This window comes from Njordella calcicola (assembly GCF_056494125.1).
Genome location: NZ_CM151396.1, coordinates 6,777,250 through 6,800,125 on the forward strand (window position 1 = coordinate 6,777,250; position 22,876 = coordinate 6,800,125).

At 51.5% G+C, this 22,876-nt stretch carries 18 protein-coding genes; 11 read left to right on the top strand and 7 right to left on the bottom strand.

What is annotated here, in order from left to right:
• The first annotated feature begins 5 nt into the window (after positions 1-5).
• Positions 6-1,028: an aldo/keto reductase gene (locus SH302x_RS26170; RefSeq protein ID WP_479366009.1), complete on the top strand. Its 1,023-nt coding sequence runs from the start codon at positions 6-8 to the stop codon at positions 1,026-1,028.
• A 205-nt stretch (positions 1,029-1,233) separates the two neighbouring features.
• Positions 1,234-2,154 (top strand): alpha/beta hydrolase, encoded by a 921-nt coding sequence (locus SH302x_RS26175; protein ID WP_479366010.1) that lies wholly within the window; start codon positions 1,234-1,236, stop codon positions 2,152-2,154.
• Between the two features lie 75 nt (positions 2,155-2,229).
• Here the strand turns inward: SH302x_RS26175 and SH302x_RS26180 are convergent, their stop codons facing one another.
• A complete protein-coding gene (locus SH302x_RS26180) occupies positions 2,230-5,709 on the bottom strand; it encodes a protein kinase domain-containing protein (protein WP_479366011.1) in 3,480 nt (1,159 codons plus the stop codon).
• A 28-nt stretch (positions 5,710-5,737) separates the two neighbouring features.
• On the bottom strand, positions 5,738-7,402 hold the full coding sequence (locus tag SH302x_RS26185) for a DUF8689 domain-containing protein (protein WP_479366013.1): 1,665 nt from the start codon (positions 7,400-7,402) through the stop codon (positions 5,738-5,740).
• Between the two features lie 294 nt (positions 7,403-7,696).
• Here SH302x_RS26185 and SH302x_RS26190 point away from each other — a divergent pair, with 294 nt between their 5' ends.
• From SH302x_RS26190 to pncA, 4 genes are all read left to right on the top strand, one after another.
• The gene (locus SH302x_RS26190) at positions 7,697-8,842 is read left to right on the top strand and encodes an EAL domain-containing protein (protein WP_479366015.1); all 1,146 of its coding nucleotides are present in this window, start codon (positions 7,697-7,699) and stop codon (positions 8,840-8,842) included.
• Positions 8,843-9,014: 172 nt separating this feature from the next.
• Positions 9,015-10,511, top strand: coding sequence for a nicotinate phosphoribosyltransferase (locus tag SH302x_RS26195; protein WP_479366017.1), 1,497 nt, complete (start codon positions 9,015-9,017; stop codon positions 10,509-10,511).
• Complete coding sequence (locus tag SH302x_RS26200; RefSeq protein ID WP_479366018.1) at positions 10,508-11,194, top strand: NUDIX hydrolase; 687 nt, start codon at positions 10,508-10,510, stop codon at positions 11,192-11,194. The genes SH302x_RS26195 and SH302x_RS26200 overlap by 4 nt, the downstream gene beginning before the upstream one ends.
• Positions 11,184-11,849 carry a bifunctional nicotinamidase/pyrazinamidase gene (gene pncA / locus SH302x_RS26205; RefSeq protein ID WP_479366020.1) on the top strand — a complete coding sequence of 222 codons (666 nt, stop codon included), beginning with the start codon at positions 11,184-11,186 and terminating at the stop codon, positions 11,847-11,849. The genes SH302x_RS26200 and pncA overlap by 11 nt, the downstream gene beginning before the upstream one ends.
• 133 nt (positions 11,850-11,982) lie before the next feature.
• Here the strand turns inward: pncA and SH302x_RS26210 are convergent, their stop codons facing one another.
• Entirely contained in the window at positions 11,983-12,624 is a 642-nt protein-coding gene (locus tag SH302x_RS26210; RefSeq protein ID WP_479366022.1) for a glycosyltransferase family 2 protein, read from the bottom strand.
• Between the two features lie 294 nt (positions 12,625-12,918).
• On the opposite strand from SH302x_RS26210, the gene hisI reads away from it, so the two are divergent.
• Positions 12,919-13,329 (top strand): phosphoribosyl-AMP cyclohydrolase, encoded by a 411-nt coding sequence (gene hisI / locus SH302x_RS26215; RefSeq protein ID WP_479366023.1) that lies wholly within the window; start codon positions 12,919-12,921, stop codon positions 13,327-13,329.
• A 603-nt stretch (positions 13,330-13,932) separates the two neighbouring features.
• Positions 13,933-14,247: a hypothetical protein gene (locus SH302x_RS26220; protein WP_479366024.1), complete on the top strand. Its 315-nt coding sequence runs from the start codon at positions 13,933-13,935 to the stop codon at positions 14,245-14,247.
• A gap of 29 nt (positions 14,248-14,276) precedes the next feature.
• Here SH302x_RS26220 and SH302x_RS26225 read toward each other — a convergent pair whose 3' ends face one another.
• Positions 14,277-15,446 (bottom strand): GNAT family N-acetyltransferase, encoded by a 1,170-nt coding sequence (locus SH302x_RS26225; RefSeq protein ID WP_479366026.1) that lies wholly within the window; start codon positions 15,444-15,446, stop codon positions 14,277-14,279.
• 177 nt (positions 15,447-15,623) lie between these two features.
• A complete protein-coding gene (msrA, locus tag SH302x_RS26230) occupies positions 15,624-16,169 on the bottom strand; it encodes a peptide-methionine (S)-S-oxide reductase MsrA (RefSeq protein ID WP_479366028.1) in 546 nt (181 codons plus the stop codon).
• Between the two features lie 171 nt (positions 16,170-16,340).
• On the opposite strand from msrA, the gene hisH reads away from it, so the two are divergent.
• Positions 16,341-16,958, top strand: a complete 618-nt coding sequence (gene hisH, locus SH302x_RS26235; protein WP_479366029.1) for an imidazole glycerol phosphate synthase subunit HisH — start codon at positions 16,341-16,343, stop codon at positions 16,956-16,958.
• Between the two features lie 136 nt (positions 16,959-17,094).
• Here the strand turns inward: hisH and SH302x_RS26240 are convergent, their stop codons facing one another.
• Entirely contained in the window at positions 17,095-18,777 is a 1,683-nt protein-coding gene (locus tag SH302x_RS26240) for a M28 family peptidase (RefSeq protein ID WP_479366031.1), read from the bottom strand.
• Positions 18,778-18,975: 198 nt separating this feature from the next.
• Here SH302x_RS26240 and SH302x_RS26245 point away from each other — a divergent pair, with 198 nt between their 5' ends.
• On the top strand, positions 18,976-19,551 hold the full coding sequence (locus SH302x_RS26245) for a hypothetical protein (protein WP_479366032.1): 576 nt from the start codon (positions 18,976-18,978) through the stop codon (positions 19,549-19,551).
• Between the two features lie 283 nt (positions 19,552-19,834).
• Here the strand turns inward: SH302x_RS26245 and SH302x_RS26250 are convergent, their stop codons facing one another.
• Positions 19,835-21,811, bottom strand: a complete 1,977-nt coding sequence (locus SH302x_RS26250; protein ID WP_479366034.1) for a S9 family peptidase — start codon at positions 21,809-21,811, stop codon at positions 19,835-19,837.
• A 120-nt stretch (positions 21,812-21,931) separates the two neighbouring features.
• Between SH302x_RS26250 and SH302x_RS26255 the strand changes: the two genes are divergently transcribed.
• A complete protein-coding gene (locus SH302x_RS26255) occupies positions 21,932-22,867 on the top strand; it encodes an archaemetzincin (RefSeq protein WP_479366036.1) in 936 nt (311 codons plus the stop codon).
• The last annotated feature ends 9 nt before the right edge of the window (positions 22,868-22,876 follow it).

Genomic DNA, 22,876 nt, shown 5'->3' on the forward strand with positions numbered 1-22,876 from the left:
CGCTTATGAAGTATCGATATCTGGGCCGCTCAGGTCTGCTAGTATCTCGGGTCTGTCTGGGCACGATGACTTTTGGAATGAAGGATTGGGGATGTGATAAAGCAACCTCCATCCAAATCACGCAGAAGTTTATCGACCAAGGCGGTAACTTTATCGACACAGCGGACATGTATAGCAGCGGTGTATCCGAAGAGTATGTGGCAGCGGCCATCACCAATCGCAGTCGTGATGATTTGGTCATTGCGACCAAGTGCTGGTTTCGTATGGGGGCTTCACCCAACGCTAAAGGACTTTCACGTAAGCACATTATGGAAGCTTGCCACAATAGTCTGCGCCGACTGAAGACCGACTACATTGATCTGTACCAGTTGCATGGCCCAGACCCGCATACGCCGATAGACGAAACACTGCGTGCGATGGACGATCTTGTTCGTAGTGGCAAAGTTCGATACATCGGTTGCAGTAATTTCTACGCTTGGCAGATTGTGAAGGCCAATGCAGTTGCTAAGCAACACGGTTGGACCGCCTTGATCTCGGCTCAACATTTATACAACGTACTTCGACGGGACGTGCAGCGTGAAATCTTGCCTGCTTGCGAAGACCAGGGCTTGGGCATGATGTGCTGGAGCCCCTTGGCCAGTGGCTTGCTCACTGGAAAATACGACACGTCCAAGCCGCCGGAAGCAGACTCTCGTATCGGCATTCGCGCAGCCATCGACGTACCACGTTATTGGAACGACAACAGTTTTAAGATTATTGAAGAGCTCAAAAAGGTCGCACGTGAAGTCCAACGAACGCCAGCGCAAGTCGCGTTGGCATGGTTGTTATACGACATCCGCGTCACGAGTGTGATTGTCGGATCACGACGTCTGGAACAGATTGACGAAGGCCTTGCGGTGGGTGACTGGAATCTCTCCCAAGAGCACTACCAACGCTTATGTGATGTCGTTCCTTTCCACTATGGCTATCCGCATGAATGGATCGAGGTCACCAAAGGGAACACAACGGGGCACGAAACTACGCTCTAAGGCGAGCGGCAGATGAAACGTACCGAGCGCAGTGGAATTGTTTCCTGCCGCTCGCCTAAAGAACCACACCAAACTTCATTTTTTAAATAACGTGTTTTAAAATGGGAGCTAACCCTTTCGGCGCGAGTCGACTTCATTGGTTTTTTGCCTCGCCGGAAAGGGTCGGCCTCCTTTTAAAACACACACTGACAAGGCGGAATGTTTTATGCGAATAGCTTCGTTGATCGGCACGTTATGGCTATTGATGCTAGCCTGCGATACCAACTTGAAGGCGGAGAATCCCGATGAGGTCATCAATCTTTGGCCCAATGATCCTCCTGGCGAAAGGATGAACGTTGGCCCAGAACAAGACATGACCAAAGACACCGATGCGTTGATCTCGGGTCGACGCATCATCAAGCTGGGAAATGTGGTTACACCTCAAGCCCACGTGTACCTACCACCGGCAAACATTCGCACTGGTGCATCGGTCGTAATTTGCCCTGGGGGCGGTTTCACGATCCTAGCATGGGATTTGGAGGGAACCGAAGTTGCTCAGTGGTTAACCACGCAAGGAATCACTGCCATCGTCTTGAAGTATCGCGTGCCCACCAGAACGCAGGAGGTCAGTTGGCTGGCACCAACTCAAGATGCCCAACGTGCTATCAGCATTGTTCGAAGTCGTGCAGAGGAATGGAACTTAGATAAATCGAAAGTTGGCATCCTTGGTTTTTCGGCTGGTGGTTCGACTGCCATGAAGGCGACCTTCACCGACAAACGTCATTACGACATCATCGATAAAGCGGACTCCGAATCCTTTGCAGCCAACCGCGCGATCCTGATTTATGCTGGGGGTTTGCCGGATAAAGCTGACGACGAAACCGGCTCGAACTTTTCCATTACCTCGCAAGCACCTCCGGTTTTCATGGTGCATGCCTTCGACGACTTTGTACCCGTCCAAGGTACCGCGAATATGTTATTGGCCATGAAGAAGGCCGGCGTCGCCTGCGAATTACACGTTTATGATGCCGGCGGTCATGGCTACGGTTTGCGTTATCGACACGACATGCCCGTAACCACTTGGACTAAGCCTTGCGAAGACTGGTTACGTCGCGCTGGCTGGATCTATGATAGTGCCGCAAAGTAAGCCCGAGACTTGGCAACGGCTGTCACTGGTTTGGACAAGGAAGTATTGGCAGACTAGTCCCATGCGGCGGCAATTTCAATTCAGTGAAGGCCACTCAACATCAATGCGAGTGAAAAGTCGCTGAGCGAGTTCAATACGATTGCCGTTCAGGGGCCACAGAGTATGCAAGACGTCGTCCAGGTGAATTTGCTCTCCGTCTAAAAAGAGGCTAGGTGAATCCACTAGATCAGAGTAGACGATCGACAGGGTGTCCAGCATCTCTTTGGGCCAAAGGCAAGCCGCGTTGTCCTCCGCATGACACTTTGGCACTACCAGTACAAGGCGTTTCGCACTGCCCTCGGTTAACAGCGTTGCGCTAGTTCCTCGAATAGCCTCACTAATCGAATCCAACGTTAACTGCGTTGAGACTTTCTGGACTTTCCCGCTGCTGGAAAGCGTGCCATTCTTGATCGCAGACGCAACAAGGTTTTCATACGCGGTATTCGATAACGTTTCGAAGCTTAATGCATCGCGAGTGGTCTCCATTCGATCGGTATCGTTCATTCCAGCGCTGGTGTCCGTTTGCGGCGACGACTTGCTCTTGAGATTTGCATCCCAGATCCGCTGCAATTGCTTTGTTGCAAGTTGCGCGATTTGTTGATCCAGGCCGTTCTGCACGCTAATACGTGTCTTTTTCCAAATCGCAGGCAAAGGAACATAAGCTTGCTGCACATTCTGGTTCTCGTCGATTGGGAGATTGAGTTCAGCAGCCAGCTTGAGGTACACGCCCTTGATGTTGTTCCGTAGAAAGCGCACTTCATTGCGCCATTGATCTTCCAAGGTTAGAACTAGCGCCGAAATTCTTTGCAAAAGCAACGAAGCCAAGTGGTGGACCGACTTTTGCACGGCTAATGTCGCCAGTTCACTGTTGAGCTGAGCTAGTTCTTCAGGCGAATAGTTGCTGTTCTGCAATACCTCACGTGAGATCACCTGCCAACGATCTGCAAATCGGCCGCTGACCACCTTCAGTGATTCAGCATGGCGGTTGAGATGTTGAGAGATCCGTGTCAGTAACCAACCCATGAAGTTCAGGTTTGCGTGATGGCTGAGCCAATACTTTTCGATTTGGCTTAGAACTGCTTTTAGCGATTGATCAATCAGCGCACTGGAGATAGCGGTACACGATTCATAGCTGATGCCGAGGGCGACTTGGACTTCATCTAAAGCTACATTTGCATTGCTGGAGACCAAGGCCTCCATCGAAGCCTCGAAATCAACGCCCTGAGGCTGGTTGGTGGCAGAAGGAATTAGTTTCTCAAAGCAAGTCTTTACCCAAGCTTGCGCGTTCCAGCCTACATCGCGAAAAAGATCGTCACAGAACAAGTCAATGGCCTGAAGCGTCTTCTTCATATGCAGCGGGCGGGTTTGTCCAACTGTCCCTGGACTCGAGGAGAACTCCAGTTGCTCATGCGTGAGCCCGACTTCTAATGCCGAATGCCAGTTCAGCAAGACTTCCAATAGCCAATGCTTGGCAAGCTGCGCCGGCAAGACATCGCCGGTCAGTTCAATATGAGTTGAACTAAAGGTGCGCAACCAAGGATGAAAGTCTTGCTCTTGCGCCAGATCTCGATTGCGTAGCTCGAGTCGCGCTTGCTGAAATGCTTTTCCAAAAGACGAAAAAGCGTCATGGCATAGCAACTCCGCCGCGTTGGCGATGGACTGCTGCCAATCACCGGTGCAGCCCAACCGCCCACCCTGCAACAAATAGACATCATCCACAGGGGGGGCGGAAAGCGGAAATGCTTCCAACGATGGCAGGTCAGGGTGCAAACCCGTTCGAATGTAGTATTCCAACTCGCGCAGGCAGGCGACTGCCGATGCCGCCGCCAAATCGTACGCCGCGTTCTCCTCACTGCTACCAGTTGTCAGGATGGTCGAAATCGTGGCATGATCTAGATTTTTCAATTCGTGCTTGAGTTCTGCAATTAAACGTCGCGCCAAGAATCCGATTTCGGCAACGATTGCGCTTCCGGTACCGCCGTGCGCAGACGACACAATATAGACGTTGACTCGATGGGACAGCCCTAATTCTTGTGCTCGACCAAGTGCACTGGCAATAGCGCTACCGATCGTTTCGTAACACTGGTAACCGTGGTCCAAAAATGCGAGCAAGCCAAGTGACCGAACGCCTTCGGTAGTTCGCGAACGGGGAATGTTGTATAGCCAGCGACGGGATACCGGCGAAAAAAGTTCTTTCGATTGCTCCTTGTAGTACTGTGGCATCTTGAGTGGGATATGCAGTAACTCAGACGGCGCCAATGACCATGGATGTGATGAATCCAAGAATGACTCGATGGCATGCTGGTCCGTATCGATGCCCAACCAACTGGTTGCCAAACTAGCGTGATCTATGTTGTGATGCGAAAGTTTTTGCTTTGTTGCGACTAACGCTTCGATGCCCGTTCGACCTAAGCCAATAAAGACGCTGGCCGTGTCGCACGCAAAGTCTCCACTGGTCTGTAAAGGCTGCAGTGTCCTAATGTCCAAAGCGCTCTGGGTAATCAAGCAGTCTTCTGTTTGAAGTGGTGCATCCTTCGACCGCTTCTGATTCGTCGTCTTGTTGTGCAACTCATTCATCCATTGATTGCGCACTGGTTTGAATGCGGCTTGCTTTGGAGTGGCCAACTGGCGAGGACGGACAGCCACTCGAACAGGATTGGCCTGTGGAGCATTACTTGGTTCTGCCGGGCTTTCCTTATGCTCAGCGGCCCGAATCAGATACTCAACCATCTCGCGACAACTTGAGAAACGCTGCGAAGGCTTTTTACTGAGTGCCTTTGCAATGACGGGGCGATCATGAATCGGCAACGATTCTAAGTTGGGGGCCTTGTTGAGGTGTTCAGTGGCTAGCTGGGCCGTGGTTCGCCCTTGAAAAGGGAACTGCCCCGTCAACATTTCTTGATAGACAATCGCAAGCGCATACTGATCGCTATTTCGTCCGGGTCGTCCATCGAACATTTCGGGCGCTGCATAGGTAGGAGTCAGTCCCGAGATCAGAGAGTTGTTCGTTCGCTGTAGGTCTTTGATGAGCCCAAAGTCCGCAAGCTTGATACGGTCTGCGACGAACAGCAGATTCGCGGGCTTGACGTCCAAGTGCTGCAGATCAAACTGCTGACAAATGTAATCGAGTGCATCGGCCGCATCGGCCAGATGCCTTAATAAGCGGTCGCGTGGAATACCGCTCAGCCCCTTCTTGCGCATCTCGCAGAACCGATCATGCAGTGATCCGTCGGCTAACTCGGTGACTACAATCAACTGGCCGTTCACGATCTCAATGCGTTCTAGCGACAGAACGAAAGGATGGTTCACTTGTCGGATGCGCTGCAGGGACTTCAGTTCGTTGGCCGCCCGGGAGTCGTCGATACTCCCAAAGACAAACTTCAACGCTTTCTTGAGACCGCCTGGAGCGTCAGCCAACCAAACTTCGCCAAAGCCGCCCGAGCCAAGCTTTTCGCGCAGCACGTAGCCTGGTATCGGTTCGAAACCTGCTTCGGCAAATGCGACTATCGACGGCATAGTAAATCTCTAAAAGGCCAGTGCGAACTTACTGGTTAGGAATCAGAACGGTGGGCCCACCAACAGTCAGTGGCGGGCTTGCAAGCGGCATCGAAGGTGCAGGGGTTTTCGGCGTCTCATTCCCATTACCACCCTGCGGCCCCTGGGGTACTACTTGCGGCCCTTGGGGTACTACTTGCGATAGCGGCGCAGTAATCGATTTCCGAGGGATCGATCGTGGGTTGATGGGTTGGCTGTGTTGCGATCCAGGTGGATGCGCTGAAGTTTGAGCATATGCAGGATTCACCATGGGGCGTAGGTTTTGCGGCGCAACATTTCTACCGGGAATCGCATGCGGCACGTTGGTGGTTGTAGGCAGAATCTTCGGACCGAAATAGTTTCGGCAAGCAATCTCCAAATAATCCAATCGCAACTCAACCAGTTCCTCACGGTAGGTGCAGATTGAAGCAAACTGGCTAAGCAAATCGCGAGGATGACACCGACGAAAAGGCCGTCCCGCTTGCAGATATTGCCGATCAATAAGCTGGTCGATAATCTCTTCACGCCATTCAATATTCATCGCTTGGCAACTACGGCGAAACAACTCGACAAACTCAGTGCGAGTCGGACTGCCAATCTCGATCTTGAACGGTACTCGGCGCAGAAACGCTTCATCTACTAGTTGCTCAGGCTGTAGGTTTGTCGAGAACAGAATGGTTTGTTCGAAAGGAACCGTAATCTTCTTCCCGGTAGGTAACGTCAAATAATCGATTCGATTTTCAAGCGGTATAATCCAGCGGTTCAATAGTTCGGCCGGTGCAATCCTTTGGCGGCCAAAGTCGTCGATCAACAAGCAACCGCAATTACTTTTAATCTGCAGCGGAGCTTCGCTGGTGTTGCTGCGTGCATCGTGACGCAATTCTAAAGACTCCATCGTCATCTCACCTCCCACGACGACTGTTGGTCGTGAGATTCGGATCCACCGCCGATCGTGTTCCTGAGCGGCGAGAATCGCTTGGCCTGACTTCGAGTTCCGCGACGGAATGTGATACGCTGAATCAAAGACTTTAATAATCTGCCCGTCGTCAATAATGGCGTGAGGAATCCAAATTTCGGAACCTCGACATGCAGTTAGGCACTTGGCGAGCGTTGTCTTACCGTTACCTGGAGGACCAAATAAGAAGATCCCTCCGGTCGAATTGATCGCTGGCCCCAACAAGTCCAGCCAAGTCGACTCGTACGTAATGTTCGATAGTGCCATCCGCAACTGCGATTCGGTTACCGGCTCAAAATGAGTCGCTTGAGCTTCAACGCTCAGGCAGTAATCCACTAACGGAACAGGCGCTGGCCCCGTGTAACTGCAGGTTTTTTGATAGTTCAGCGCCCGACGATGACCATTCTCTGTCAGCGAGTAGTAGAAATCATTCAGCGGCGCGGGCCTCGCATGCGTCACAACCTGCCGCATCCGCAAAGTCGACAATTGTTGCTCAATGATTGGAAACGATAGCCCAACCTTCTCAGACAAGTTTCTTCCGCTGAGTGTTCCTGAATTCAAAAGCATTTGGCACACAATGCTTTCCAGAATCATCTCCGTGATCCCAGCTTCTTCCAGCGTACGCGGTTCGCTGGGCCAAAAGGCATCCTCGTTCATCACAACGGGCAGAGCATCATTGATGACCGATGCCGTGTCTCGATGCTTATATTCGTAACTCATAGAGATTTCGCTGAAGAATGAACTGCCAGTGGGGAAGCTACCTGTGTCTTGTTCGATCGGAACATGTGGTAAAAGCTATGAGTGGAAGACTGAAAATTCCGAAAATGCTGGCCAGTCGATGGTTTGCAACCTAGGCTCCAATGGTTTGCCGTTCAGACGGGAACTCGGAGACAAATGCTGAAGGACGCACGATCGTTAAAATCCGCAGAAAGACAGACGTATTGAAGCCTATCAAATGTTCACGACGAAATAGTGAAAGAAGCCAAAGGTAGATTCGCTCAAAGGCGCTCAACAATGCATTCTGTCCTCAATGGAAAACTCTCAAGACCGTTAACTCGAGCGACTCAGGAATCGGGTGCGCAAAAGGTATGGATTTTGGCTGCCGTCGGCGGCGACACCTCCGGTAGCGATCCGCTGACCGTCGTGTACCCCACCCCTTTTACCGTTGGCCGCAAGCCGGGCATGAGTCTGCAAATCAACTCACGAACCGTCTCCAGCCAACATGCGGAACTTACGATCGAGGGCGGCTCCTTGTTTCTTAAGGACCTTGGCAGCACCAACGGCACTTACGTTAACGGCCAGAGAATTACCGGCGGCGTACTGTTGAACGGGGAAGAGTACATCCAATTTGCCGACGTTGCTTATCGACTGCGCTGCGACGCCCCAGCCACCGCAATTCATACCGAATGCCAAGACGTTTGCGACCAAGCACTGGCACTGGTGCAATTTGATCGTCTGATGCAAAACCGGTTGGTAACGCCATTCTTTCAACCAATTATTGAGATGAATACCGGAATTATCTTGGGTTATGAAGTCTTGGCCCGCAGTCGTTTGGTTGGATTGGAAAGCTCTTATGCCATGTTCTCCGCTGCAGGTCGGTTGAATATGGAATCGGAACTGAGTGCCATGCTGCGATGGGAAGCACTCAACCAAGACATCGATATCCCTGACGATCACGATATTTATCTGAATACACATCCGCGCGAACTAGAAAGCGCTGACCTGCTGGATTCAATGCGCAAATTACGGGAACTTGCGCCGAATCGATCCATGGTGTTGGAGATTCACGAAGCGGCTATTACAAGCCCAGAACAAATGCGATCGCTACGTTCGGCACTGGCCGACATCAATATTCGCATCGCCTATGACGATTTTGGGGCCGGCCAGAATCGCTTGGCAGAGCTGTGCGAAGCGCCGCCAGACGTGCTGAAGTTTGACATGGCCTTGATCCGTGATATCGACCGTGCGCTTCAGGAGCGAAAGCGGATGATCGGTTCACTTGTTTTGATGGTGAAAGACCTTGGCATCAAAGCTTTAGCCGAGGGAATCGAAACTCAGGGCGAGGCGGAGCAATGCGCGTCGCTGGGCTTTGATTTAGCACAAGGCTATTACTTTGGCCGTCCAGCCCCTCCTCCCAGACTCTCTTCGTCTGCGAATTGACGCTGGCAAGCATCGCTTATTGAACTTCTGAAGCTCAACGGTCTTGCGAAGTTGGAGGTAGTCGCGTGACATACTTCCGTATGAACGCTTGACGCGGCGCGATTCTAATTCCTATCCCCACTTGCCTAGCGGCTTGTTAGTGTAAATAATACACTAACAAAAGGGGATAAATATGCTGAGCAACAATGACTTGACTTTGTTGACCGATTTGTATCAGTTGACCATGGCTTATGGATACTGGGCACGAGGTAGGGCGGAGAGAAGGGCGATCTTTCATCTTTATTTTCGTCGCTGCCCATTCCAAAGCGGTTATGTCGTGGCAGCGGGATTGGCTCCCGCCATTGATTACCTGAGAGCATTTCGATTCACAGAAGAACATGTTGCTTACCTGGCAACACTTTCTGGCAACGATGATCGCCCTCTGTTCCCGCGGGATTTTTTGCTATATCTTCGCGATTTAGAACTCAGTGTTGATATTTTTGCAATGCCTGAGGGCTCGGTGGTATTTCCCAACGAACCACTGCTGCGAGTCGAGGGCCCAATACTGCAATGTCAATTGCTTGAATCGACGCTTTTGAACATCGTGAACTTTCAGTCGTTGATTGCGACCAAAGCTTCGCGTATTGTGACCGCTGCGCAAGGCGACCCGGTCCTGGAATTTGGACTTCGTCGTGCCCAAGGCGCTGATGGTGCTTTGGCTGCGTCTCGAGCTGCTTTTATCGGTGGTTGTTCGGCGACATCCAATGTCCTTGCCGGAAAGCTTTTGGGGATACCCGTGCGAGGCACTCACGCTCATAGTTGGGTCATGTCGCATGAGTCGGAACCCGAGGCCTTCGCTGAATACGCGTCGGCCTTACCCAACAATTGCGTATTTCTAGTGGATACCTACGACACTTTAACGGGCGTCAAGAATGCGATTGAAGTGGGTTGCAGGCTTCGGAATCAGGGCTACCAGATGGTAGGGATTCGACTGGATTCTGGCGATTTAGCTTGGCTGAGCCAACAGGCTCGCAGTTTGCTCGACGCAGCAGGTTTTCACAAAGCGGTGATCGTCGCAAGCAATGATCTTGATGAACGATTGATACAGAGCCTGAAGCTACAACAAGCCAAGATTTCCATTTGGGGAGTAGGAACCAAACTGGTCACCGCCTATGACCAACCAGCTCTGGGGGGCGTTTACAAATTAGCCGCAATCGAAAGTGGTACAAATGAGGACGAAAGTGAAGCAGACAACTGGCGGCCAGTACTTAAGCTTTCGGAACAGCCTCTTAAGACATCCATACCAGGTAGACTTCAAGTTCGTCGGTTCTACCATCCCGACAAAACTGCACTCGCTGATATGATCTTCAGCGAGTTCCTACCACCCGAATTGTCGGCGACCATGATTCACCCGCAAGACGTAACTCAGCAACGTCGATTTGATTCCACTATCGCTTACCGTGACCTTTTGACTCCAGTTGTATCGGCGGGGAAAGCAGTCATCGAATTACCTAGCTTGTTTGAATCGCAAAAGTATGCCGCCCAGCAAGTATCAACGCTGCATGAGGGGATACGACGCTTCGACAATCCGCATTCCTATCCGGTTGGATTGGAGACCAAACTGCAAGCGCTCAAACTTCGATTGCTGCAGAAGGGCCGTGACACTGGGCTGGAGTCTATGGAAAAGTGAGTTTCACCTACCAATTCGCTAGACCTGCACTGAGCGTCGATTGCGTGGTATTCGGCCTTAGCGAAGATCAGTTGCTTGTGTTGTTGATTCAGAGAGGACTGCCGCCATTCCGCGGCAAGTGGGCGTTGCCTGGTGGATTCGTGAAGGTTTCGGAGACATTGGCAGATGCTGCGAGACGCGAATTGCAGGAGGAAGCAGGCGTGACCAACCTTTATCTCGAGCAACTCTACACCTTTGGAGATGTGCAGCGAGACCCTCGGGAGCGAGTGGTCTCTGTTGCCTTTTACGGACTGGTACGACGCTTGGAGCATCCGCAAATTGCGGGGAGCGACGCGCAGGCTGCTGATTGGTTTCCCGTAGATCATCTGCCGTCACTGGCCTTTGATCATGACGAGATTATTTCTATGGCGCACCAGCGCTTGCGAGCAAAACTGCAGTACCAACCAATCGGTTTTGAATTACTTCCAAAGAAATTCACCCTCAGTCAATTACAGGGACTTTATGAAACTGTCCTTGGACGCACTCTGGATAAACGCAATTTCCGAAAGAAAATTCTTTCCATGGACTTGCTGAAACCATTGGCAGAGTATTCCGCTGGCGCACATCGAGCCGCTCGCCTTTACTCTTTCAATCGAACACGCTACCAGTCGTTATTGAAGAAAGGCTTTCACTTTGAAATCTGATCTAACGCCACGCATGAATCAGCCCAAGAAATACTGTCGCGCGGCTTTGCTCCTCGTCGATATACAAAACGACTTCCTTCCAGGCGGAGCGTTAGCTGTCCCCCAAGGGAACGAAGTCATCCCGGTCGCTAATGACCTGATGCGGCTCTTTGATTTTGTTGTGGCAACTCAAGATTGGCACCCGAGCCACCACCAAAGTTTCGCTAGTCAACATCCAGGGCTGTCCATTGGAGATCAATTTGAACTGCATGGACTAAAACAAATCGCTTGGCCGGACCATTGCATTGAAGGCACATCAGGAGCCGAACTGGCTCCGGACCTCAAGCATGAATACATCCATCAGGTGGTACGCAAGGGGCAGGATGCTGGAGTCGATAGTTACAGTGGCTTCTTTGATAATGGTCGTCGCAGCAATACGGGCCTAGAAGCCATTCTGCGAAAGCAACAAATCGACACTGTTTATGTGATGGGTTTAGCAACTGACTACTGTGTCTTGTTCACTGCATTGGATGCAGCGCAACTTGGATTCAATACCTTACTAGTTTTGAATGGTTGCCGGGGAGTTGAGCTACATCCCGGTGACTGCCAGCGAGCCGTAGAACAGATGAAGTTGGCTGGAATATCGGTAGTCCATTCCGACTCGGTTTTGCAATGAAAGCGATCTGCCTGCGCATGCTCTACATGGTTGGCAAACGAAAGGGTCAGTGCCCGTTTTAAGACCCGTTGTTTGGACAATACATAAGTATCCAGACAAATGCAAAACGCGGCATGAAGACCATACAACACGCTTACAGGATCGCGGACTTCACGCGACGCTGCATTTCCAGATGCGAGGCATTCGCAGCCGCTCCAGCCGAGGAGATCGCGTCTCGACGCAGCATTTGCAACTGGCCTTCGGCGGTTCGCTTGGCGATCGATTCGATCGATGGCGCCGATGGTAATGCATTAGGCGTGCCCGCTTTGCCAGCCGCAGCAGCTTGGTTTCCAAACTTGCGTTCAAAATCTCGAGCGAAATTGGTCAAGCTATCCAAGAGCTCTTGGTCAATCTCGTTGTGGTAGGTTCGGACCTGCGCCATAACCAATTCTTCGTCGCTACGCAGATCCCATAGCTGACGGAGTCCTTCCATGTCGATGGCTTGATAGGACTCTTGAACAAATACCAAATCACCCGTCACGTGCGGCAGTGCGGATTGGACAGCAGCCTTAGGTCCAACCGGCCTAGCGGTTCGCATCACACGTAGTTGCGGATAAGCTCGACGCAGTTCATCTAGCACCTCGCCGGTCGCGTCGGCGGAACCATCGTCGATAACAAAGACCTCGATCTGATGGGTTAGTTCAGCTAGCTCCTCAAGTAGATTTTCGATATGAGCAGCCGCGGACGACTGCTGATTTTGGAGCGGCATGACAACCGAGAGCGTTTGAGCATTCATCTTGGATTTCAACCTGTCAGACTTACCACGGATAGGGGGAGCTGCTTGAACTGATGCAATAAACAGTTTTACGTATCACCCAAGAGCCACTTTGAGCGGTACAAGCTGCAAATCGATCATTTCAAGAGCCGGAAAGAGCGTATCGGCCGTTCCACCGCGACATGATTTTGGTGAATGTGAACCTCATGCAGCTCTTCCCTATCTAGTCTTCGGCGGTCAAAATGCGGTGAAGTCAATGTTTGATTTAGAGTGAAGGTTTTACAGTTCATTCCGATTAGTCGCGAAATTACAACCATGTCAGATAATCCCAACAGTGGCAGTGCAGCGCCAGCGATTCCCAATTTTGCTAAAGGGGAGGGTGGCCTGTTGCCTGCGATCGCTCAGGATGCAGAAACCGGTCGCGTCCTCATGATGGCTTGGATGAATCATCAAGCTTATCAAGAAAGCGTTGATACAGGCATTGCAACCTATTATTCACGATCACGTGGCAAGCTATGGCGAAAGGGCGAAAGCAGTGGCCATGTGCAAACGATCCAGTCTATCCAAGTCGATTGCGATGCAGACTGTATCTTGATGCTGGTCCATCAGGTGGGGGCGGCTTGTCACGAAGGTTACCGAAGTTGCTTTTTCCGTAAGCGACAAGGTGACGATTTTGTGATTCACGAATCGCAAGTGGTTGACCCCAAAACGGTCTATGAAATTTAGGACGCGATGAAGAATGTGCGGGATAGCGCGGTCACGCTAGGAACAAGATAATTGTAAGAATTTCAATCCGCTGATTTCCGATAACATTGGCACGGCAGCCGAATTGCACTCGGTGCGGCGGCCAAAGTTCGAACGGATTCATATAGGATGCCTACTTTCGCTCTAACAAGCTGATCACGGCTTGGTGGTGGCGACGGATTGCGAGCGGCGTTCCCTTCATTTCATTAACCGTAGATTCAATCCGTTCCTATTATGCTCCAAATCTCTATTGAAGCCTTCTCATTTTACGCGGCCTTCCTCTTCTGCTTTCTGTGGATTGCCATCGCGATGATCTGGGTCAGCCCGCGACCGGCGTAGATTTCACGCCTTCAGTCGACCCGATTTGCCAGCACCACTGGCGGCCTGACTTCATTGCAGGTCCAAATTTATCACCGATTTTTCTCAATTGTCTTTGCTCGTGACCAGACGTGTCCCTGGGCTCGCGATATTGATACTGCCGAGGTTGATCCACTCATGGTTTAAAAACAGCTCATCTGCACCTCGACAAACTCCTTTTACCATACTTCCATCACACAACGAGAATAGAACGAACGGATAACGAAAATGGCAAAGTACTACGTACAAAGCGGCAATTTGAAGATGGTCATGGATGCCAGCGACGTCACCGGTGCAGCTCTTTGGGCTATCCACAGCACACTGGCTGAACTGTCGTTTATCTACGAAGGCGACGAGTTCAGCGAAGCGGAGCAGGTAGACCAAGTCTTGATGCAAGCACTGATCGAACTTGAGCCAACCATCCTAGTTTCCGAACTGGGCTTTAATCGTGCAGACGCCCAACAACTGGAAACCTACGACATTGCGATGCAGTGGCATCAACTGGCTAAAGCTCTGACGCGGTTAGAAGACAGACTGCGTTAAACGGACGCGTGGCCATTGCGGATGCATGGCTATTGATAACGTCTTGCGCCAAAGTTCGGAAACACTTTACGAACCAAACGCTTGATGACTTCGCGGCAAGGCAACGCCTTCCGCTTCATCGCGATACAATAAGCTAACTTACTGTAGCGCCATCGAGCCCTCGAAACATCAATGCGGCCAAACTGGACGTCAGATACCGTATCGGTCAGCTTTGTTTTGTAAGGCTGCTCACCATATCCGAAATCAATTTGCTTGATGCCCACAGCTTCCGCAGATTTGCAAATCTCCAGAAATAGTGCCGTACCCGGCGAATAGGCATGATACTGCGGATCGTACACCGGGAACCAATAATGTAGCAGTTCGCCTTCGACCATACCGATATGGCCAGCAACCAATTTGTCACCTGCAAACAAAGCGGAAGTAATGCCGCGACAGTTTGCAACGGCGGTCTCTTCGGAGAACAGCCTGCCAAACAATTGATGCACCCAATCAACCGACAACAAATCAAAGATGTGTGTGCGTCGATATTGAGATCGCTTCATCTCGATGATTTGTTCGCGGACACTGGCATCGCGGCAATCGAACTCCAGACGCATAGCGCCAAGATCTTTGATCATTTTCTTCGTCTTGCGGCGCTGCTTGAAAATCGTTTCGCGTGCGTGTTCCAAGAAGGCAACATAACCTTGCGGATGCCTCTGCATATCGGCCAAATAAGTGCACACCGTTCCATAGCGATAACGCAGAATCTCATCGGTCGCTAAAGCTATCGAGTGAAAAGTATAACTCTTCAAACCAGCCTGCTTCAGCACCTCCAAGTAACTGATGGTCCCTTGCTGTGGATCAAACAGCAGTCCGTGCACGTCATTAAAAGCCCCCCCCATCGGAACGGCATGCCCAAATTTGGACAATTGAATCGGCAAGAACCCGATGAGCTCCGAATCACGATAAATGACGATCACGCGTGCATCGTTACGAGCTACCGCCGCTGATTCAACAAAATCTAACGAAAAGAATGGGCTGTGAAACGACGCGTCCGCTTGTCGAAGTCGGTTCCAAGCCCTGCGGTGTTCTTCACTCAACTCATTGACCCGAAGCACGTTGACATTCAAGTCGCTATCGGATCTGTTCAGCATGTGGATAACTGCAGGCTGAGTCTCAGCCAATGTTGCGTCAGGGGATGCAGGGGCAAGCAAGTTCATTCCAAACCGCAGGGAATACGACACACAGACCATTCAAGCGTTCACGTATGAACGAGAATCGAGTTCCACATATGATATATTTAGCGGACGAATGAACGAAAGGATTTCACCAAGAAATGCTCCGATTTCTGCAATATTGCCGTTACAGCCCGACTCATCGAAACATGAAGAATCGCATCAATCCATTGCTTTTTTCAATCGATTGCTGAATAGCTTTTGTGCTTTATCGACTTTCTCACGGACGACGACTTGGCAGTAGCCATTATGAGGATTGAGATTGAAGTAGTTTTGATGGTAGCTCTCAGCCGGATAGAACGGCCCGAGTGGAGAGAGCTCCGTCACAATCGGTCTTGGGTAAACTCCAGCCTGATCTAGCGCGGCTATCGTTTCGCGTGCAATTTTTTCCTGCTGCGGCGAATGATAGTAAATCACAGAACGGTACTGCGTACCTCGATCGGCCCCTTGTTGATTTAACGTCGTCGGGTCATGCGTTTTGAAGAAAACCTCTAGCAATTCGGCAAAGGTTATGCGTTCTGGGTCAAAAGTGATCTGCACCACCTCGGCATGCCCCGTCCGTCCTGTGCAGACCGCTTCGTAGGTCGGATTAGCTAATGGGCCTCCTGAATATCCGGAAACTACTTGCAGGACGCCTTCCATCCGCTGGAAGACCGCTTCCACGCACCAAAAGCAACCGCCACCCAATGTCGCAATTTCTTCAGCCATCTGCACTTACCGTTTGTCACTTGAAAAGGAATCGAATCGCCCAAGTTTATGATACCGGTTTCGACAAGAGTTGCGTCACAAAGATTGAACCTTTCCGGCGATTGTGTACTCTTGCCACTTGTACTAACATCGCATTCACTTTCCGGGAAACTCCCCTTTTAAGACGACTTCATGGCCGGCAACGTAGCAATCATCGATTATCAAATGGGTAACCTCCACAGCGTCCAAAAAGCGTTAGAAAAGGTAGGGGCCACCGTTGTCGTCACTGACGACCCAAACACGATTCGGAAGGCTGACCGCGTGGTGTTGCCGGGGGTGGGTGCTTTTGGCGATGCAATGCGCGAGCTCAGCTCCCGCAGTCTGGTCGAGGTCATTGGCGAGGTCACCCAATCGGGCAAGCCGTTCTTAGGAATCTGTTTGGGCCTGCAACTGCTATTTACACAAGGAGAGGAGGGAGGAGTTTTGCCTGGGCTGGATATCGTCGCGGGAACCGTTCGCAAGTTTGAAATTGACCAAGCTCTCAAAGTTCCACACATGGGCTGGAACAGCGTTCAAACACTCCAGGATAACAACCCACTGCTGGGTGCTAGCCATGGCGAACCCTACTTCTATTTCGTGCACAGCTATTTCTGTGACCCAACGGATCGAAGCGTCGTGTGGCTGGAGTGTGATTATGGCGGCAAATTCTGTGCAGCCATCCGTCGTGACAATATCTTTGCGACCCAGTTTCACCCAGAAAAAAGCCAACAAGTTGGGCTCGATCTTCTCAAGCGTTTTATCGAACTGTGATTATACGGCGTCCAATCAAAAGGCTTCTATGCAATAGCTTCCAGAACGCGTACTCCATCGGCCTGCAGCTAAACGCAAATGCCATTCGAAAAAGCGGAAGTCGCGAGTTCATAGTACCGCCCTTAGATGGATGTTCTCATTTGCCGACTTGCTCGATCGCTGCCTTGCGAGCGGCTTCGAATTCATCGCCGCGATTCCACTGCTGCATCTGATCCGCATCAGCGATCCGTTGCGTGACCTCTAAGAGCAATTCTGCGTCTTCGACCATGCCGCTCAAATCCCAGTTCGGATCATACTCGTCGCTGGGCTGATGATAAGTTTCCTTTGTCCAAGCGTCCAAGCGTTCTCGGCCCCAATTGTCGGGCTTGCCTCGCACCGTCGTTCCTGAATGCAGATACAAGCCAGGAACGCCAATCTTCGCAAGTGAGAATTGATCGGAGCGATAGAAGTAACCTCGATCGATAAACTGGTCGGGCACGACTTGCCTATTCTGCAACGAAGCCACCTCGGACACCAGCGCATCCAGCGAACTTTTCCCGTGCCCCACGACCTGAATGTCCACGGTACGCCCCAGGAAGTTCAATGAGTCCATATTGACCAGCCCTGCAATCTTTCCGGGCGGCACCGTGGGATGAGCAGCATAGTATTTCGACCCAAGTAGACCTTGCTCTTCCGCCGCAACCGCGGCGAATAGTAGCGAACGTCGTGGCTTGGTGGTCGCTTGTGAAAAATACTCTGCCATGGCCAATAGAGCCGCCGTCCCCGATGCGTTATCGATCGCCCCATTGTAAATTCCATCTCCCGACGCATCTCGCTTGGTCGCCAAGCCAATGTGGTCATGATGAGCCATCAGCACTACGTATTGGTCTGCAAGCGTGGGATCGCTGCCAGGCAATACCCCCAGCACGTTCGCCGTATCAAGCTGAGTGATGTTGCAGCTTAACTCCATTGAAGTCTGCAGCCCTAAGCCAACCGGTTGAAAGTCCCGGCGGTTAGCGGCCGCTCGCATCGCATCGAGATCTTTCCCCGCTAACTGGCAGATTCGATAAGCTGCGCTCTCGGTTACCCAGGCTTTGACTTTAACTCGGGGCGACGTATCCTCTCGCAACTCCGATTCTTCTCCCGACCACGATGTTTGTACTACCGAGAACGGGTAACCAGCCGATGGCTCGGTGTGAATAATGATCGCGCCAGCCGCACCATGCGCTGCCGCATTAGCATATTTGTAGTCCCAACGTCCGTAATACAAACGTCGTCGACCGCCAAACAAATCAGGATCATCCTCAGGATCATTGTTCATGACCAACACGATCTTGTCGCGAACATCGGTATTGGCATAGTCATCCCAATCATATTCGGGAGCCGTGATGCCATACCCGACAAAGACAATCTCCGACGACGGCAGGCTCACTTGAGGCAACGCCATCCCGCTGACGGCAATGAATTCGTCATGTTGCTTCAACTCAATGGAATCGGTTTTGCCGACGATTTGAATCGAAGCGGGCTGCTGCGTCGTGATTCCGACCAGCGGGACCGCTTGCGTCCAAGTTCCTCCTTCGCCTCCGGGTTGCAGCCCAAACTTCTGAAACTGCGTCGACAGATACAATTGCGTGAGATAATCCCCTCGCGTTCCAGGCCCGCGACCTTCTAACAGATCGTCAGCCAAGAATCGAATGTGCGACGCCAGCGTCGAAGAGCTGATTCTGCCGGCAATCGAAGCCTCCTGATCGGACTGCCCCCGCACCTGGAATGATGGCAAAACAGCCAAGGTGGCGGCCAAAAACAGTTTCAACGCAAGTAGCTTAGTTATCTTTTGCACAGGTTCCTCCTCAAGGATTTCAAAATAGGCAATTAGTATCTTATGCGCAAAGACATCTCAATGGACTGGTTGTAGCGAATTTTTTAAATGATCCGAAAATATCGCAAGTTATGCGGCCTCCTGCTTCGATAACTGATTGTAGTCCTGCGTTCGACACACAGGCTGATGAGTTCCATGCCGGATAGGGTTAGATCGACGATGTCACACAAATTCGGACGCACAATCACGGGTCTAGTTTTAACTGCGATTGCTTTGAGCAGCACAGGTTGTGTTGGCTTGACCAACGGATTCCACCTAGGTCCTCTGGGAATCCCAGTTCCAATCTCGCCTTATCTGCAAGATCAGGAAGAACTAGAATTCCACATCCATGAACGATACGCCCGCGTGCCCATCATGGGACCATTGACTGCTGGCGGACCAGTCGCCGCACTGGATCCACCTAGCGACGACGAAGTGATGCAAGCCCTGGAACGCGCTCGCCCCGTTCGCGGTGGTATTCCATTGCTTAGCGAAAAGCAACGCAACAACGTGCGGATCGTGAAAGAGAAAATCGTGGATTACATCGATCCACCTCGCTTCATCCCGCTGATTGGTTTCGCTCAACTGCACCACGCTCACTACAAGTGTACTGTTTACTTTGAAGAGCGTTTGATCAACGGTTGGCCTGTCCCGTACACCTTAGAGGATAACGAGACCATTGAAGTGATCTATATTGACCATAACCACTTCCACATGTGCGGCGATCCAGATACCGGTGCCAGCAGCCCATACTAAGCTATTGAATTCACGCAGTTAAAACGGACAACCATCAGGCAGACTTGGAAACAAGCCTGCCTGTTTTCGTTTCCATTGGCTCGCTAGTTCGATTAAGCGTCATTCGCAGGCGTAGGCGGCTCTGCTTCTCGTACGATAGCAGTTGTTATTAACTTTTTTGCTACGTGAAACTGCGGGGGCCGTTTAACCGCGTGGGCATCGCCCCGCGTTAGCTGTGTCCGTTAACATAGACGCGGCCCGATGGGCTCGCGGTTAAACGACCGAGTTAGCGTTACCGCTATGGCTACTGCAACAAATACTGCTCCACGAATTTGATCGTAGCATAGAACTGAAAATCGGCGTTATTCTTTTTGCGAAAGCCGTGGCCTTCATCGGTAGCCATAAGGTACCACAGCGGTGTTCCGCTAGACTTGACTTTTGCCGCCATTTGCTCGGCTTCACTTAGTGGCACTCTTGGGTCATTGCCGCCTTGTACAATAAACAGCGGCTTACCAATCTTGTCCGCATTGTTCAGCGGTGCGATGCGCTCAAAAAACTCCGCTATCTTCGGATCTCGTTCATCCCCGTACTCCACCCGCCGCAGATCACGACGATAGCTCTCGGTGTTCTTCAAGAACGTCCCGAAATGCGAGATCCCTACCACATCCAACGCACAGCGAATGCGATCGTTATATTCCACTGCGACGGCCAGCGTCATGTAACCGCCGTAACTGCCGCCGGTGACCATGATGCGATCGGCATCCAAATTCGGCTGCTCTGCGATCCAATCGAGCAATGCTCCGATGTCCCGCACCGAGTCCAGACGCAATTCCGCATTGTCTAGCTTGAGAAACGATTTCCCAAAGCCCGCTGAACCTCGCACATTAGGATAGATCATGGCAATGCCCAGCTCATTCAGAAAGTAGTTATTGCGCCCCAGGAACGTCGGCCGCGCCTGGCTCTCAGGACCTCCATGAATGTTAATGATTACAGGTCGCTTGCCGGTAAAGCTTGCGGGCGGGGCGTACAACAACCCGCTGATGGTCCGTTCATCGAAACTCTTCCACTGAATCAACGCCGCTTCCGACAATTGATCCGCAGATAGTCCCCCCAATTCGCTTTCCGTCCAGCGATCGATTGTCCGTTTGGCAATATCAATGGAGTAAACATCTGCTGTACTCTTGGCAGAAGCGATCGTCAACGAAAACTCCGGCAAGTTTGGATGCCACTCACCGAGCGATATAACTCCATTGGGAAGTTGCTCCGCGACGGCCTTCCACGGATCTGAAGCGGCTGACAAGGCCTGCAGAGCTTGATTGGCAACATCGTACACATACAGCCGTGAGATGCCCGCTTCATTGGCGACCAGCGCGATCTGTTTCCCGTCGGGCGATACTTCGAAACTATCGACATCCCATGTTAGGTCGTTGGTAATGATCGTTTCTTTATTGCTTTGCAGATCACGATAGACCAATTGCTGAAACTCACTGTGCGCGTCAGTCGTGTAGTAGATGCCACTGCCATCGGTATTGAACTGCGCCCCCGAATAAGCCACATCGGGTTTGTCTTCCGTGATCGGTTTCAGCGATCCGCTGGATACATTAGCCAAGTGCAGCCTTGAGCGGTTAATCGACAAGGACTCGAGCACCAGCAATTGTTGATCATCGGGCGACCAGTCGCTGACGGACCAGCCACCGCCGGCGAGCTCCAACAATACACGATTCGAGTCCGGCTGGCGCGGATTCATCATCCAGATATCGCGATCGGCTCCATTGCGAGCCGTCGAAGAATACACACATTGGTCACCGGCATGATTCCAAACGGCGCGACCGTTTTGAGAACGCTTGCCATCGGTCAGAAGGGTGACGTGGTGATCTTCCATATCGAAGCGATAGAGTTGCCAAAACTCGTTCCCGCCAGCATCCCGACTGAACACAAAGTAATCAGCCGCTTGCGGATTGATCGTCGCGGAACTTATCGGTTCGTTGTAGAAGGTCAACTGTTTGCGAGCGCCACCCGGTTGGTCCACTTGATGCACTTGGTTGGAATTGCCGAATCGAGTGCCGATCAGCATTTTCCGCTGCGTTGGATGCCAAGAAAAAAAGGACGCTCCGCGAGCTTCCGTATAAGTTCGTACGCGGTCGGCTAATTCTAACTCAATCGGCGGGATACCTTCGACAACCAAGTTCTCCGTTGGACGGATTTCTTGACTTGCCGCATCGCTGTGCAGCAGCCAACAGAACGCCAGGATCAAGCAGGGATGATAGATTCGTTTTGACATAGGTTTTCCGAATTTAAGGGCAGGTCTGTGATCACGTGCACCGCAAGGCGGCCGTCGCTGAGTTCGATTATACTCAAAGGCTTCTTGCGACGTTGCCACTTCATACGTTAGTCAATTGAGATGCCTTCCTGCGACTACACACGACGACACTATCTGCTGGTCATTCTTGCAGTTTGCTGGGGGCAGATTTCTCTACTCACTGCGCAGGACAACGATCGAAATGCCAGACAGAAGTATCGCTCGGTTGCGACGATTGTCGAACGGTTACAGGAACTGAATCAACCTTTGCCTGCGGTTCAGCCCGGCGATTGGCTGAAAAGCAACCCAGAAAAGAAACAAACCTTTCGCGACTATGTGGAATCGAAGCCAGTCACATTGGGAGCGACTCGAAATCGCCTATACATTCAACCGATGGGCGAATTGAGTGAGTCCGAAGCAAATTCCGTCGCGCTGGCCGCGGAATTTTTGGGGATCTACTTCCAATGCTCGACGCGGGTATTGCCGGCGATTGCACTAAGCGATATCCCTAGCCAGTACCAAAGAACCATCGCTGGAACACAAACTAGGCAACTGCGAACGGATTACTTGTTGCGTGAAAAGCTGGTTCCAATACTGCCCGCCGATGCGGTGGCTATTCTCGGACTGACCAATCAAGATTTATGGCCCGGTGAAGGCTATAACTTCGTGTTTGGTCAAGCGATGTATCGCGAGCGAGTCGGTGTCTGGTCGCTACACCGCTTGAGCCTCGCCAGCGAATCAGAAGCAGCAAACCCCGTTCTTCTACAGCGGTTATTGAAAGTCGCCTCGCACGAGACGGGTCATATGTTTTCGATGCCGCACTGTGTGCTTGCAAGGTGCAACATGCAGGGCAGCAATTCGCTGGAAGAATCTGACCGGCAACCGTTACATCTATGCTCCAATTGCGAGGGCAAAATTATGTACGCCACAAACGCCAATGCGAAAAATCGGTTTGAAGAGTTGCTGGATTTTTGCAAGAAGCATGGCTTACACGACGAGGCTGAGCACTATGAAAAGGCTCTTCGTGTGCTTCGTTGACAAACCATT

Coding starts and splice junctions, on each gene's coding strand:
- hisI (WP_479366023.1), top strand. CDS start 12,919: ATGTCAGATAATCCCAACAGTGGCAGTGCAGCGCCAGCGATTCCCAAT.
- SH302x_RS26170 (WP_479366009.1), top strand. CDS start 6: ATGAAGTATCGATATCTGGGCCGCTCAGGTCTGCTAGTATCTCGGGTC.
- msrA (WP_479366028.1), bottom strand. CDS start 16,169: ATGGCTGAAGAAATTGCGACATTGGGTGGCGGTTGCTTTTGGTGCGTG.
- SH302x_RS26220 (WP_479366024.1), top strand. CDS start 13,933: ATGGCAAAGTACTACGTACAAAGCGGCAATTTGAAGATGGTCATGGAT.
- SH302x_RS26175 (WP_479366010.1), top strand. CDS start 1,234: ATGCGAATAGCTTCGTTGATCGGCACGTTATGGCTATTGATGCTAGCC.
- hisH (WP_479366029.1), top strand. CDS start 16,341: ATGGCCGGCAACGTAGCAATCATCGATTATCAAATGGGTAACCTCCAC.
- SH302x_RS26180 (WP_479366011.1), bottom strand. CDS start 5,709: ATGCCGTCGATAGTCGCATTTGCCGAAGCAGGTTTCGAACCGATACCA.
- SH302x_RS26190 (WP_479366015.1), top strand. CDS start 7,697: ATGCATTCTGTCCTCAATGGAAAACTCTCAAGACCGTTAACTCGAGCG.
- SH302x_RS26245 (WP_479366032.1), top strand. CDS start 18,976: ATGTCACACAAATTCGGACGCACAATCACGGGTCTAGTTTTAACTGCG.
- SH302x_RS26225 (WP_479366026.1), bottom strand. CDS start 15,446: ATGAACTTGCTTGCCCCTGCATCCCCTGACGCAACATTGGCTGAGACT.
- SH302x_RS26250 (WP_479366034.1), bottom strand. CDS start 21,811: ATGTCAAAACGAATCTATCATCCCTGCTTGATCCTGGCGTTCTGTTGG.
- SH302x_RS26185 (WP_479366013.1), bottom strand. CDS start 7,402: ATGAGTTACGAATATAAGCATCGAGACACGGCATCGGTCATCAATGAT.
- SH302x_RS26255 (WP_479366036.1), top strand. CDS start 21,932: ATGCCTTCCTGCGACTACACACGACGACACTATCTGCTGGTCATTCTT.
- SH302x_RS26195 (WP_479366017.1), top strand. CDS start 9,015: ATGCTGAGCAACAATGACTTGACTTTGTTGACCGATTTGTATCAGTTG.
- SH302x_RS26210 (WP_479366022.1), bottom strand. CDS start 12,624: ATGAATGCTCAAACGCTCTCGGTTGTCATGCCGCTCCAAAATCAGCAG.